This is a genomic window from Arcicella lustrica (genome assembly GCF_034930985.1).
GTDB classification, from domain to species: domain Bacteria; phylum Bacteroidota; class Bacteroidia; order Cytophagales; family Spirosomataceae; genus Arcicella; species Arcicella lustrica.
The window spans coordinates 247,812-261,843 of sequence record NZ_JAYGIM010000001.1 but is presented as its reverse complement, the minus strand read 5'-3'; the positions used below and the strand labels follow the sequence as shown (position 1 = coordinate 261,843).

General features: G+C 33.1%; 12 protein-coding genes. 5 read left to right on the top strand and 7 right to left on the bottom strand.

The annotated features are described in order from the left end of the window. Positions 1-62 precede the first annotated feature (62 nt). Positions 63-1,178 (bottom strand): FecR family protein, encoded by a 1,116-nt coding sequence (locus tag VB798_RS01060; protein WP_323255051.1) that lies wholly within the window; start codon positions 1,176-1,178, stop codon positions 63-65. 109 nt (positions 1,179-1,287) lie between these two features. Further along, positions 1,288-1,890 (bottom strand): RNA polymerase sigma factor, encoded by a 603-nt coding sequence (locus VB798_RS01055; RefSeq protein ID WP_323255049.1) that lies wholly within the window; start codon positions 1,888-1,890, stop codon positions 1,288-1,290. A gap of 274 nt (positions 1,891-2,164) precedes the next feature. On the opposite strand from VB798_RS01055, the gene VB798_RS01050 reads away from it, so the two are divergent. The 5 genes from VB798_RS01050 to VB798_RS01030 all read left to right on the top strand — a co-directional run bounded on the left by VB798_RS01050 (position 2,165) and on the right by VB798_RS01030 (position 6,233). Next, on the top strand, positions 2,165-2,716 hold the full coding sequence (locus VB798_RS01050; protein WP_323255047.1) for an RNA polymerase sigma factor: 552 nt from the start codon (positions 2,165-2,167) through the stop codon (positions 2,714-2,716). A gap of 5 nt (positions 2,717-2,721) precedes the next feature. Continuing rightward, positions 2,722-4,170 carry a hypothetical protein gene (locus tag VB798_RS01045; protein WP_323255045.1) on the top strand — a complete coding sequence of 483 codons (1,449 nt, stop codon included), beginning with the start codon at positions 2,722-2,724 and terminating at the stop codon, positions 4,168-4,170. Between the two features lie 151 nt (positions 4,171-4,321). Continuing rightward, entirely contained in the window at positions 4,322-4,765 is a 444-nt protein-coding gene (locus VB798_RS01040; RefSeq protein ID WP_323255043.1) for a Rieske (2Fe-2S) protein, read from the top strand. A 137-nt stretch (positions 4,766-4,902) separates the two neighbouring features. Beyond that, entirely contained in the window at positions 4,903-5,451 is a 549-nt protein-coding gene (locus VB798_RS01035; RefSeq protein WP_323255041.1) for a YceI family protein, read from the top strand. Between the two features lie 2 nt (positions 5,452-5,453). Next, on the top strand, positions 5,454-6,233 hold the full coding sequence (locus VB798_RS01030) for a hypothetical protein (protein ID WP_323255039.1): 780 nt from the start codon (positions 5,454-5,456) through the stop codon (positions 6,231-6,233). Positions 6,234-6,379: 146 nt separating this feature from the next. Here VB798_RS01030 and VB798_RS01025 read toward each other — a convergent pair whose 3' ends face one another. From VB798_RS01025 to VB798_RS01005, 5 genes are all read right to left on the bottom strand, one after another. Then, positions 6,380-7,108, bottom strand: a complete 729-nt coding sequence (locus VB798_RS01025; RefSeq protein WP_323255037.1) for a sulfite exporter TauE/SafE family protein — start codon at positions 7,106-7,108, stop codon at positions 6,380-6,382. Positions 7,109-7,212: 104 nt separating this feature from the next. Beyond that, positions 7,213-9,474: an OmpA family protein gene (locus tag VB798_RS01020; protein WP_323255034.1), complete on the bottom strand. Its 2,262-nt coding sequence runs from the start codon at positions 9,472-9,474 to the stop codon at positions 7,213-7,215. Positions 9,475-9,650: 176 nt separating this feature from the next. Next, positions 9,651-10,079 (bottom strand): nuclear transport factor 2 family protein, encoded by a 429-nt coding sequence (locus VB798_RS01015; protein ID WP_323255032.1) that lies wholly within the window; start codon positions 10,077-10,079, stop codon positions 9,651-9,653. Between the two features lie 42 nt (positions 10,080-10,121). Beyond that, positions 10,122-12,071: a glycoside hydrolase family 88 protein gene (locus tag VB798_RS01010; RefSeq protein WP_323255030.1), complete on the bottom strand. Its 1,950-nt coding sequence runs from the start codon at positions 12,069-12,071 to the stop codon at positions 10,122-10,124. Positions 12,072-12,398: 327 nt separating this feature from the next. Then, positions 12,399-13,679, bottom strand: a complete 1,281-nt coding sequence (locus VB798_RS01005; RefSeq protein ID WP_323255028.1) for an MFS transporter — start codon at positions 13,677-13,679, stop codon at positions 12,399-12,401. Between the last annotated feature and the right edge of the window lie 353 nt (positions 13,680-14,032).

Genomic DNA, 14,032 nt, shown 5'->3' with positions numbered 1-14,032 from the left:
AGTTTTTCATTGAGTTAAATAGTATTGGTTTAATTTATAATTGATTTAGTTTAAGGTCTCTTTTACTTACAGCCTTTGCTGTAAATTACAATTTGCCCGTCTAATATTTCGTAACGAGCTTCTACTCCTTTGCAAATAATATCAAGCTTATCAAATAATTGTAAGTCGGTCAATGATGCTGTTAATGGGCAATTGGATAATAGTTCTTCATCAAAAACAATATTGATACTGTAAGCTTTTTCTAAGGTTTGTAGCACTTCGCTTACAGGTGTATCTTCAAATTCAAACTGCGGTTTGATATTCTTTTTGATGGTAATAGTTGGTAATTCTACCAATAATTTATCCATTCTCACTTCTTCACGAGCATAGACTATTTTTTGATTAGGCGTCAATACTACTCCTTTTAATTCTCTACTTGTAGCTTTTTCCTCAACTCTTGCATCCGACTGTGCAAAAACTGATACTTTCCCTGTTTTTACTTCAACCGTTACTTCTTTTTCTTTATCATAAGCACGAATGGTAAAACTTGTACCCAATACTTTGGTTACCAATCCATTAGCATATACTAAAAATGGCTTTTCTGGATTTTTCGTTACTTCAAAAAAAGCTTCTCCAGAAAGATATATTTCACGAGTATTACCAACAAAATCCTTTGAATAACTAATTCTACTTCCTTTTTTGAGCAGTACCAAACTTCCATCTATTAATTGAATCGGTAAAGCAATGTCATTTTCATTCTTTACTTCTATCAACTGATTGGTGCTGGCTGCAACATATTTTTCATAAACACCTTTAGGCTGAATTGAATGATGAAAAATCTGTTGATAACTAATACTCACGCCAATAATCAAAACTATCAATGCTGCTATTTTAAGCCACTGGTTTTGTTTGGTATAGAACAATTTTATTTTTTTAGTTGTACTGTTGGCATTTTCATCTATTTTGGCAATGGTTTGGCTTACTAATTCATCTACTTCTTCATTTTCAAAAGCGACATTTTTAATCACTAATGCTTGAATAATTGATTTAGCTTTATCTACCTGAGCTGTTTTGTCAGGATTTTCTTCCAACCATTTTTCCCAAAAGGCATTCACTTCTCTGTTTGGACTTAATACCCAAATGCGGAAATTAATATCCCAAACAAAGTCCTCTGTATCGAAGTCACGATAGTTTTTCATATAGCTTAATAATACCTTTCTATATAGCGTTAGACATCAATGGCATTCAGATACCATGAATTATTAAAAAAAATATCAAAAAAATTAAATTATTCTATTTTGAGCCTTTTTATTGGAACAAAAAGGGGAACAACAAGGCAATGAACTCGGTAGTCCAGTATTTTTTGAGTTGCTTAATTGCCATTTGAAGAAGATTGGAAGCAGTCTGCGGAGCGATGTCCATAATTTGAGCGATTTGTTCACGCTCTAATTCTTGAAAAAATTTAAGATAAATAACTTCTTTTTGTCGTTTAGGTAAAGTTTCTATGACTTGTTTGATGCGCTGAGTCAATACCAAACTTGTTTCATCTTGAATAAACTTTTCTTCGATAGAAAACTCAATATCAAAAATATCATTTGCTTCAGTATAAGGGTCAGAATAACGTAATTGTAAAGAAGCTCTGTGAATTCGTCTTCTCAACGAAGCCATTAAATAAGGTTTAACAGCAATATCATCTGACAGATGTTCACGTCTTTCCCACAATTGTAAAAATAAATCTTGGATACAATCTTTGATAAATTCTTTATCCTTCGAAAACTTAGTTCCATAATGAAATAAAGACGAAAAATTAGCTTTCATCAAGGCTTCAAATGCCAATTTATCCCCTTCAAGAAACCGCAACCACATCAATTGGTCTGTATAGTTTTCTGGATTAAGATTTGATAATTTCATAGACAAGAGGACAAAGACAATTATGTTGACTGTTAACAACAAATGATAACTGTGGAAATTTACAAATAAATATTGAAATGTTCACAAACTTTCACATCTTAAAGGATTAATCAAAAAAAAATAGATATAAAATTGATAAAATAATAAAAAGCTCACCCAACTTTTTTATATCCATTTCATCTACGTTAAAATAAGTAATTTCATCAAAAACATAAACCTATCATTCAAAATGTAAAAATTTTATTTAATACTCTTTGGACTAAAATATAATTATTTGAAAACTCAATCTGAAATTATAAAACGTTGTTTGAAAGGAGATGAAAATGCCTTTAGCACAATCTATCATCAATATGCTTCAAAAATGATGGTTGTTTGTATAAGGTATTCTCATGACCGAGAAGAAGCTAAAGATCTTTTACAGGAAGGGTTCATTAGGGTTTTTCAACACCTCAATCAATTTAAAGGAGAAGGCTCATTTGAAGGTTGGATTAAAAGAATTATTGTGAATGTGGCCTTAGAATTCTACCGAAAAAATACTAACCAACGACAGCTTTATGAAATTTCCTCCGATTATGAAGAACAACATCCTATTTCATCAGAAGACATTCTAAGTAATATTCATGCGAGAGATTTACTCAACTTAGTTCAGAAACTTCCACCAACTTATAGAATGATTTTTAATCTTTACGAATTTGAGGGTTTTAAACACCAAGAAATTGCAAATCAATTAGGAATATCAGAAGGGACATCGAAATCTAATTTATTTGATGCTCGTAAAATTTTACAACGTTTGGTTTCAGAAATGATGAAAGAAATAAAATATTAACAGCAATGAACGAACAAGAATCAGAAGATATAGGAAAGGTTTTTAAAAATGCTATTGAAGAAATATCAATGGCACCTCCAAATGGTGTTTGGGAAAGCCTCCGTCTGTTGGCATTACAGACTCAACTAGCACGATACAAAGGTTTTACTAAATGGATAAGTATTTATTCGAGTATCATTACGATACTTTTGGGTGGAGCAATTTATCTTTTATTACTAAAGAATTCGGAAAGCCCAGCCACCAAAATACTTTACAAAAATCAACTTGTTAATATTCATGACTATGATACTGTTTTTGTGGATAGAGTAAAATATGTTTATGTAAAAGAAAAAAATGATGCCATTTCAGAAGATATTTCATCTAAAAATCTGACAAATACTTTAGAAGTAAGTAAAGGAGACAACTATTCTCTTCAAAACCAAACCATTCATAACAATCTAAAAGTAGTTGCCGATGAACAAAACTTTACTTTAACAAATAAGGATTCAAAGCATTCAAAAAATAATATCCCACCTTTTGGCGAATCCGCAAATTTAATCAATTCCAACAATGAATCTATATCGCTAGAATTAGTAAGGATTCCATTAAAAAAGCTTGATTACAAGCCGATTAATGGCTATTTCAATACTCTTAAAATAGCTTATCATCAATCAAATAAACCTAATCCAGAAGTAACTATTGAAAAACCAGAAAAACCTAAAATACCATTGATGAACAGAATTGCTGTTTCTGCTTTTTATTCGCCAGAGTACAGTAATTTAACCGTTTATCGCTCTGAACCAGAAGCTTTTAATTATGGAAATGAGCAAATAGCACAGTCAAATTCTTATGGTTTAAGAGCAAGTATTGACATTAATCCTAAGTTGAGTATTTTGACAGGTATTGAATGGGCTAATATTCAATTTGCAAGTTCAATCAGGAAATTTCCAATTCAAGCGGAATCAGTCAATGGACAAGTCTCTTACTTGTACAAAACAGTATTTGGTGTAGCTACAATTCCAACGGAAGAAATGACAACTGTTCCTGCCATTGGTAATCCTATTACTTTAGAGTCGGAGGATGAGCATACTGTTGGTTTTATCAGATTACCATTATCTTTTCAATACAATGCTTTTCAGTGGAAATTAAAAAAGGGAGGACGTAACCAACGGTATTTATCCTTATATGGAATCGGAGGAATTAGTTACAACTTACCATCTCATCAAAAATTGAACGTAGAAATATATGAAGCAGATGGTCATGACTTTTACACAACACTTGGAAATTTCAACAATACACAGTCATTTTGGGCATATAATTTAGCATTCGGCGCCTCCATAGATTTAACACATAATGCTTCTTTTTGGATTGAGCCAAATTATAATAAAACGATAGACAGTTTTGTACGTGATTTACCTTTAAAGTCATATATCCACAACCTTGGTGCAAAATTTGGACTAAAATGGCATTTTTAATGTCTTATAGAATTTAGAAAAAACGATAAATAAATGCGTTAGTGTGATTTCTGGCACTAACGCATTTATTTTTTTGCCTTTACCCAACCTTTTTTTTCAATTCTCATCTTATCTGAAATAACAAAACAAAACCACATTAACTTTCTTCCAAATGAGTAATCAAGAAAAAATTAATCGTAACGAATTTTTAAAAAGTTTAGGCGTAAAAGGTGCTGCTCTTCTCGCTATTTATTGCACGGGTTCTAGCCTAACTTCTTGTAAAAATGAATCTAGCATCAGTCCAACACAAACAGGCGAACTCCTCAATTTAGATTTAACTAGTACAGTAGCGTCGGCTTTAAAAACTGTTGGTGGATACATCCGACAAAACAATGTGGTTGTCGCCAAAGTAAATGCGACTGATTATGTTGCCGTTACACAAATCTGTAGTCATGAAGGTAAAAGTGAAATTACTTTCACCAATAATCAATTTTATTGTACTGCTCATGGTGCTACATTCAATACTTCAGGAAAAGGACTTAATGGAAATGGAAGTGGTGGCATCAAAGTATTTAAAGTAAGCATTACTGGAAATATCTTGACGGTAAGTAATTAGTCTCTCTTTAAGTTCATATTAATGCTATAAAATTGCTTTATGAAAAGGTTCATGCTAACGGTGATTTTTTTATGGATTCAATATTTCAAGAATTTTCAGTTTTGATAAAAATGCAAATAAGACACACAAATAAACAAATGAAGATACTCATCAATATCCTACTCATCATTTTAATGATTCAAGCAAGTTCGTTTGGTCAAGTATTTATGACACTCAATGGTCAGACAAGTTTTTTCTCTGAAACTCCTTTAGAAAATATCAGTGCAGAAAATAAAAGTACCTTGGTTGCTTTGAATATCACAACAAAAGAAGTTGCAGTAAGAATACAAAATGTGGCTTTCAAATTTCAGAACAAACTGATGGAAGAGCATTTCAACGAAAATTATATAGAGTCAGAGAAATATCCACTCAGTGTATTCAAAGGAAAAATAGTCGAAAACATTGATTTACAAAAACAAGGTACTTATCAAGTGTCTGTGAAAGGAATTTTAGATATGCACGGTGTAAAACAAGAGCACATTATCAAAGCCCAAATAATTGTTGACTCTGAAAGTATAAGTGTAACTAGTGATTTCAATGTAAAACTACAAGACCATAAAATTGACATTCCAAAACTTGTATTTGAAAAAATAGCAGAATCAATAGCTATTAAAAACAAATTTACATTAACTCCTAAAAAACTCTAATCATGAAAAATTCAAGTTTTATCGCCATACTTTTTATGATTGGGTTCTTTACAATTGGATGTAAAAACTCAAAAGGTGACCCCGCACCAACAGATATTGCAACACCAGCAAATCCAACTGATATTACTTCAGGCAATTCTACAAATCCAAGTAGTAATACTGGAGGAACTGGCACTGCCAATAATTGTGGAAACACAACTGCCAATGTTTCCAAAGGAGATTCTGTTTGCTTCAATACACAAATTCTTCCTTTTTTCGTAAGTAATTGCGCTACTAGTGGCTGTCATGATGCCAAAACTCGTGCAGATGGTTATGAGTTTACCTCATACGCCAAGATTGTTCAAAAAGGTATCACCGCTGGCAACCCTAGTAAAAGTAAGCTTTATACTGTAATGATTAAAACAGATGTGGATAGGATGCCGCCAGCTCCTTCCCAAGCTTTGTCCAAAGTACAAGCAGATATGATTGCCAAATGGATTACACAAGGGGCAAAAAATGTAGATTGTGCTGTAGTTGTTGACACTCAAAATGTTACTTTTTCAAAAACAATCATGCCTTTGTTATCTACCAATTGTTTAGGATGCCACAAAACGGGTTCTATTTCTGGAGGAATAAATCTTGAAAACTATACCAATGTAAAAATTTATATAGATAATAAAAGATTATTTGGCGCAATTAATAATTTAACGGGATATTCCCCGATGCCACCTATTGGTAAACTAACAGATTGCCAACTAGCTGTTGTGAAAAAATGGATTGATGCAGGTGCAAAAAATGATTAATATTTAAATGCGTGTTCTCAACATGGGTCACCCTAATTTTTTATAAAAAAGAGCCTTCTTAAAGGGTTCAAGCAAAAGCTTAATGTAGCTAAAATATTTCGTTCCTAACGGAACGAAAATCAAACAAAAATTGGTATAACTTCTGTTTAAGAATAAATATACTTTACTGTTTGTACAATTGAAGTAATGATAATAACAATTAAAACGATGTACCTGAACACTGTTTGAGGAATTTTATTGATAATTTTTTTCCCAAGCCAAGTACCTACAATACTAATGATTAACAAAAAAGGAATAGTAAATAAAAATTCTGTAGCCATATAACCATTCAAAAAATAGACCACTGCTCTACTTGAATCAACACCTAAATCTATTAATGCAGAAGTAGCGATAAATATGTTTTTCTCAAGATTAAAAGCCATTAGTGTAAGTCCACGAATTGCGCCACCAGTACCAATCAAACCTGCTAAAAAGCCAGAAATGCCTCCTCCTAAAAAAAGACTTTGGTTAGTCTGTGCTAAGGTTTTTTCTGAATAAATAAGTAGAAAAACAGATAAACCTATCAGTAGAATACTCATCAATAATTCGATTTCTCTCTGACTGATGTATTTATTTAAAATAGCTCCGATAATGACAAAAATTACTGCAGGAATACCCAATTTGAAGGCAATATTTTTATCAATCCCTTGTCTGAAAAGTACGATTTTGGAAATATTACTAAAGACATGAAACAATGCTGTGATGCCAAGTACAACTTTAAAATCAAAAAAAAGTGAAGCAATTGGTACAAACAAAATTGAAGAACCAAATCCACTAACAGTTCCGATTACTTCGCTTATTAATGCTAGTAGATAAAAAAGGTAATATTTTTCCATACTCAATTCGCTAAATGTTCACTAAGATAGTGAATCGCAGCATGAATGCCTGTAAATCTTGGATTTATATTATCAGCAGTTAATCAGGCTATTTCACAATAACATTATTTTACTGATAAAATCTTAAACTCTGTCCTTCTGTTTTCTTGATGCTGTTCTTCACTACAAGAAACGCCATCTACACATTCGTTTATCGGCTCAGTTTCGCCATAACCTCTAGCCATTAATCTACTTGTATCTATACCATTTTCAACTAAAAAATCTACTACAGCCTTAGCTCTTTTTTGGGATAATTCTAAGTTGTAACTCGCACTCGAACGTGAATCTGTATGCGAACGAATCTCAACTTTCATGCTTGGATATTTTTGTAGAATTGGTAAAATTGTTTTTTCTAATTCATGAGCGGCATCTGTACGTATAAAAAATTTATCTCTATCATAGTAAATATTTTTCAGCCTAATCACATCTCCTTTGGCATACATTTTCTGTACATTTTGAAGCGGAGAGGCATTGTTTTCAGTACTTTTAATTACTTCGTTATTGGTAGCGTAATTGTCTTTTTCAGCGATTAATTTATTTTCAGTATCAGGTTTTACTTCAAATTCATAGCCACCATCTTCTCCTGTAATTACGGTTTGTTTGGTTTTATCTTTCTGGTTTTCTAAAGTTACCTGTACGCCTGCAATCGGCTTTTGATTTACTTCAGACTTTACAATTCCTTTTAAAACAGAAGTATTCGATTTTTCAAGATAAATGGCTAAAGTTGTATTTTGAGCCGTATTACTTCTTGTAGAAAAAGTAATAGCATTCATCAAATAGCCTTCTTTAATGGCTTTGAATTCATATTCAGAAAGCGATTGTAAACAGATTGACATCAAACCAACTGAATTGGTTATTTTCAATTCCTGATTCTCTCCATTTATCACACTTCTAATGTCCACATCTGCCAAAGGCAATTTGGTTAAAGCATCATAAACAACGATATTGAGTGGATGGCATTCTTTTTTGAAACTATAAATATTATCATCATGAATTCCCTTTTTTCGGTTGGAAGAAAAGTAACCTGAGTTTCTGCCACCATCAGTAATCAGTCCGAAATCATCTTTTTCAGAGTTTAGCGGTGCGCCAACATTCACGACAGTTTCACTCAATTTCCCATCTTTGTATTCTGCGAAAAAAATATCCAAACCTCCCAAACCCTCATGACCATCTGAGGCAAAATATAAGTTATTATTTTCATCCACAAACGGAAACATTTCATTGCCTTCAGTATTAATTTCTCTACCTGCATTTATTGGTTTTCCCCATTTGCCATCGTTATATTCAACTATATAAATGTCGGTTCCACCAAAACCTCCGGGCATATCTGAAACGAAGTATAATTTTGTATTATCTGCATTCAAAGCAGGATGCCCGCACGAAAACTCATCATTATTAAAAGGCAATTCTTTTACATTACTCCAACTTTCTTTATTCAAATTGGCTGAGTACAATTTCAAGCGATTTGTACCATCTTTTGATTCTCTGGCTCTCCCTTTGTTATAATTATTTCGGGTAAAAATAACTTTCTTACCATCTTTAAAAAAACTTACTGGTCCTTCGTGATACTTCGTGTTTAGAATTCTGCTGAAATCTTCAATCTTGGATAAAGGCGATTCCTGTACTGGCGTTTCATTATTACTTGCCGACATTCCACCCACTGCTGAAGCTGATTGCAAACCCATTTTTGAAGACAAAAGAGCAGTATCAGCTACGAAATAGAGATTCAAAAAAGGTGTTTGATTCCAACCAAAAACACGTTTGATAATTCCTGCTTCGTCACGAGCAGAAGAAAAAACCAAACCACCATTATAATACATCGGGCTAAAATCTGCTTGGCGAGAATTAATAGACAGGTATTCTACTTTGTAAGAAGATGAATCACGATAAAAGTGGCTCATATCCATGTACGAAATCGTAAATCGTTTACCTCTTAAATCGGCTTTTTGTTTTTCACCATACAAAGAGTAATATTTCTGAGATTCACGATATTTCTGATTGGAAGCCAATGCTTGAGCATAATACAAATAGTGCTCGCTTTCAACATCTGGAAAATCTTTGATTAAATTAGAAAATACCCTTTCTGCATTACGAGTATCCTGTATTTTACGATAGGAAAAAGCTAGTTTTTTTAAAACTTCTAATTTGACTTTAGGGTCTTTATTTTCTTTTAGAAAGTCCTCATATTGTCGAATTGCTTCAAGATAGCTCAGTTTTTCAAACTGATAATTAGCCTCTTTAAGTTTAGTTTGAGCATACAAATTCCCAAATGTGCAGATAAAAAACACAGATAAAAGCAAACGTATTTTAAGGATTTTGTTGTTCATTAATCAATTAAAGATTTATTGAATAGATTAGGCGTTTAAGTCTGATACAATATTCATTGCAAAAATGACAAATAACGTGCCAAAACTAACATAAGATTTTTAGCTTTCCAGCTTAAAGTCAATAAAAAAGGTTTGGATTAACTCCAAACCTTTTTTATTGACTTTTTAATGAACGATTAAATTTTCACCGCTTGACGAGCAATTAATTTCCAATCATTTTTTGTTTTTTGAAACACCAATAAAATTCCCAATTTCACAGTTCCAGCCACACCACGATTGTTGGTTTCAGCATATAACTTATGACGAACAACAGCAGTTTTTCCGAATATTTTAATGGTTTGTTCGGTCAAATCCATTGTTTTGAAATCTGAATCGCCATTCATCAAAGTTTCGATTAAATGAGCTTTGCCTTCTAAACTTCCACCAGAGTGCCCATAAGTTAATCCTTCATCAAGAATTTTCTCTAAAGTAGCTTTATCAGCATCAACCACTGCTTTTCTGAAAGTTTCAACAGCCGCTCCTACTTTAGCTTCTTCGTCAGATTGTGCTTGGCTAAGCCCAACTGTTCCCAATAAAATGGTGCCTAATATCAATAATGTTTTCATTAGTTCAAGGTTTTTGTGCTTTTGCACATTATGTATTGTTAATTACTTTTTAGCATTGCTTTTTAATAACCAAACGGCCAAGTTTTTTGCTGCTTTGAAGTTTTCAAACTCCATTGGCAAACGTTTTCCGTTTAAGTATTCATTGTAAATCCAAGGATCACCAATTGCAAAAACAGTTCCTTTGCCAACTTTAGCTACCGCCATAATATTATCATTTCCTTCAGTTACAACCGCTTTCGCAGGTGTTTTTACCGATAAAACAGATAGCTCTTTTACAAATACTTTGCTCACATCCTTAAAAATACTGTGGTTGGCAGGAATCGTTACTTTTCCTTGTTCGTACACATTATTTTTTACCATGTTGATACTTTTTCCAGTAAACTGAATACCAAATCTAGCCGCTAATTTATTGAAATGAGGCAATTCTACATTAGCAGAATCGTTTGCCATCAATACTAAATTTCCACCTGCTTTTACCCAATTTTCAATCGCTGCAATGTCTTGTGCATCTACATAGTTAGGGTTTGGTGTTTCTTTTTTAGTATCTGGGTCAACGATGATATACACATCTAAACCTTTCAAAGTATTGGTAGTTGGAGCAGCTGAAACTGTTTTTAATTCTGCACCGTAGTTTTCAAAAATACTTCCTAATAAGGTAAAACCAGAGTCTTTTCCATCATACCAAGTATAGTGATAAGGTTCGGTAATGCCTTCACGAGTAGTACGCATTTCGTGGTTGAAGTAATTATCTAAACCTACTTTTTTACCTTTACCAACTGCTAAATCTTCTGCGATTTCCATTTCAACACTTGCCATGATAAATGGTGCCATTCCTTTTAAATCATCACGACGGATTGGTTCTTTCAAGTAATATTCATAACTACCATCACGGTATGGATTTCCACCTAAACCACTTACAAGTACTACTTTTTCTAAGTGATTGATGCCGTTACTTTCTGTAGAAATAAAGTTTCTTAAAATTCCATCATACCCTTTTTTAGCATTCAAAGAATAAGATTTATCGATATAACCCATTCTAACACCTTTTGCCAAACCATAAACCATCATTGAAGAGCCAGAAGCTTCTAAATAATTGCCTTTACCGTTTAATTTATCCACAACTTGGTACCAGCAGCCTTCTTTAGGGTCTTGGTATTTCACAATTGCAGCTGCTAATCTTTGATAAATCGCTATTAATTCATTGCGTTTAGGATGTTCTTTCGGGAAAGTATCCAACACATCGGCTAAAGCCATAATGTACCAACCGATTGATCTTCCCCAGAAATTTGGCGAACGTCCAGTAGTTTTATCTGCCCATTTTTGTTCACGACTTTCGTCATAACCATGATACAATAAACCAGTTTTAGCATCACGAGCGTTTTTTTCCATCCAAATAAATTGGTTGGCGATGTCATCAAAATTCTGTGGTTGATTAAACGCTTTGCTGTATTCTGCATAGAAAGGTTCTACCATGTACAAACCATCCAACCACATTTGATTTGGATAAATTTGTTTATGCCAGAAACCACCCTCTTTAGTACGTGGATGTTCAGAAAGTTGTTTTCTTAATAAATCAGCTGCCAATTTAAACTTTTCTTTTCCTGATTCACGGTAAAGCATTACCAAAGAACGACCGCCAGTGATATTATCAGAATTGAAATTATCGTATTTATAAGTTTTGATTTCGCCTTTATCGTTTACATAAGAATCCATATTGTTTAAAATGAAACGATAATATTTAGCATCACCAGTACGATACCATACTCTTTCAATAGCTTTTAAAAGAATGGCTTGTTCATAATCCCAACGAGCACGTTTTCCTTCTTCTTTGTAAGTAATAGAGTCTTTATGAACGTCTAGCATAATATCTGCCATTCTTTCAGACCACTTCATTTGTGCCAAAGAAGTATTCGAAAAGAAAAGACAAATCCCAGCAAGAATCACAAAGTACTTGCTAAAAGTTGGAAGGGTAAAAAAGGGTTTTTTTTGCATTTTTTGATTAAATAATTATGTTTGAGGAACGCTAATGAATTTTGAGTTAATACTGTACGAAGGATTAAATATATGTTCAAAATGTTTTTTAACTAATAATTTGCGGTAGCGGCAACCCTTGCGGTTGTCGTTTCATTCGAGGCAACTGCAAGAGTTTCCACTACATTTTATTTGAGATAAACAACAAAACATTTTGGGCTATTAAAACAGTTTTGTTCAGTAATCAGTCAAACGACAAAATTAAAATGAGTAATTCATTGATTTATAAATTATTAACCGCTAAACTACTCATTCACTAAATCACCATTCATTCAATTCCTCAATTACTTAAATTTCTACTTGTTCGTTCTTTGGAGCGAAAAAGTGCATAATAGCCCAAGCTAAAATATAAGCACTTCCACAGAGTAAAAAGATAATATTGTAACCTGAATTAATATCGCCAGCGGCTTTGTAAGAATCCAATAATGAACCTACAATAACTGGGAAAATCATCCCTCCTACTGAACCCGCCATTCCGCCAATACCAATTACAGAACTAATTGCTTTTTTTGGAAACATATCCGAAGCTACCGTGTAAATATTAGCACTCCAAGCCTGATGCGCTGCTGCCGCAATACTGATTAATGCCACAGCTTCCCAAATATTTGTTGCAAAACGAGCCGCCATAATTGGCACCACGCAAATAGCAAAAATGAACATTGATACTTTTCTAGCTTTCGGAATTGCCCAACCTTTTTTGATAAAGTAACCAGATAAATATCCTCCGCCAATACTTCCAATCGTTGTTGCTGTATAGACCAAAATCAATGGCAAACTTGGTTTTTTCAAATCCAGATTAAAGGTTGTTGAAAAATACGAAGGCAACCAGAATAAGAAAAACCACCAAATTGGGTCAGTCAACATTTTTCCGAATACAAAAGCATACGTTTGTCTGATTCCAAAAAGTTTCAACCAAGCTACAGGCTTTTCATTGGCATTTACTTGTTCGGCATCACTATGAATATACTCATATTCAGCCTTTTCTAATTTCTTATGTCTTGATGGAATTTCGTAATAAATAATCCAGAAAATCAACCAAACAAAACCTATACCTCCAGTAATAATAAAAGCCATTTCCCAACCATAAGCCCCCAAAATCCAAGGCACCATGATGGGTGCAACTACTGCTCCGATGTTGGCCCCTGAATTAAAAATTCCAGTAGCTAAAGCTCTTTCTTTTTTAGGAAACCATTCAGCAGTCGCTTTGATTGCCGCAGGAAAATTCCCTGCTTCGCCTAAACCCAAAGCTGCTCTTGCTAAACCAAATCCGAAAGTACTTTTGGCAAAAGCGTGCGCAATCGCTGCAAAACTCCACATGATTACCGAAATAGTATAGCCTAATTTCGTGCCAATCTTATCAATAATTCCACCAAAAGCCATCAAACTAAGCGCATAAGCAGCCTGAAAGGCAATCACTATTCTGCTATAATCTGTTTCTGTCCAACTAAATTGTTTTTCTAAAGTTGGTTTCAAAAGACCTATCACTTGTCGGTCCAAATAATTTATGGTAGTAGCAAAAAAGAGTAAAGCAACTATTTGCCAACGGTACTTACCAATCGTCTTGTTCATTTTTTTGGGATTAGACTGTAAAATCATTTGATTAACATACAATGTTTCATCTGAAAAACGACATTAATCATGCTTTTCATTAAAGAGAAAAACACTTTACTTTTACTTGATTTCAAAAAAATGATTCTCAACGTATAAGTAATTTTAGTTTATTTTTCCCTTATAGTATCAAATAGATTTTTGAAAAAATTATCCTCAAAAAAACAAATTCAAGAAAACACATTACTAGATTATTTCAAGAATTAGCATTTTGTGCTATTTCTTGCTAAGTATAAAGGCTTAGTTAAACATATCTCTTAAAGTAGAAGGATACAAACATTTTATTGAATATTTTTCCCAAATCTTTTCGGGAA

Coding starts and splice junctions, on each gene's coding strand:
- VB798_RS01060 (WP_323255051.1), bottom strand. CDS start 1,178: ATGAAAAACTATCGTGACTTCGATACAGAGGACTTTGTTTGGGATATT.
- VB798_RS01055 (WP_323255049.1), bottom strand. CDS start 1,890: ATGAAATTATCAAATCTTAATCCAGAAAACTATACAGACCAATTGATG.
- VB798_RS01045 (WP_323255045.1), top strand. CDS start 2,722: ATGAACGAACAAGAATCAGAAGATATAGGAAAGGTTTTTAAAAATGCT.
- VB798_RS01040 (WP_323255043.1), top strand. CDS start 4,322: ATGAGTAATCAAGAAAAAATTAATCGTAACGAATTTTTAAAAAGTTTA.
- VB798_RS01035 (WP_323255041.1), top strand. CDS start 4,903: ATGAAGATACTCATCAATATCCTACTCATCATTTTAATGATTCAAGCA.
- VB798_RS01030 (WP_323255039.1), top strand. CDS start 5,454: ATGAAAAATTCAAGTTTTATCGCCATACTTTTTATGATTGGGTTCTTT.
- VB798_RS01025 (WP_323255037.1), bottom strand. CDS start 7,108: ATGGAAAAATATTACCTTTTTTATCTACTAGCATTAATAAGCGAAGTA.
- VB798_RS01020 (WP_323255034.1), bottom strand. CDS start 9,474: ATGAACAACAAAATCCTTAAAATACGTTTGCTTTTATCTGTGTTTTTT.
- VB798_RS01015 (WP_323255032.1), bottom strand. CDS start 10,079: ATGAAAACATTATTGATATTAGGCACCATTTTATTGGGAACAGTTGGG.
- VB798_RS01010 (WP_323255030.1), bottom strand. CDS start 12,071: ATGCAAAAAAAACCCTTTTTTACCCTTCCAACTTTTAGCAAGTACTTT.
- VB798_RS01005 (WP_323255028.1), bottom strand. CDS start 13,679: ATGAACAAGACGATTGGTAAGTACCGTTGGCAAATAGTTGCTTTACTC.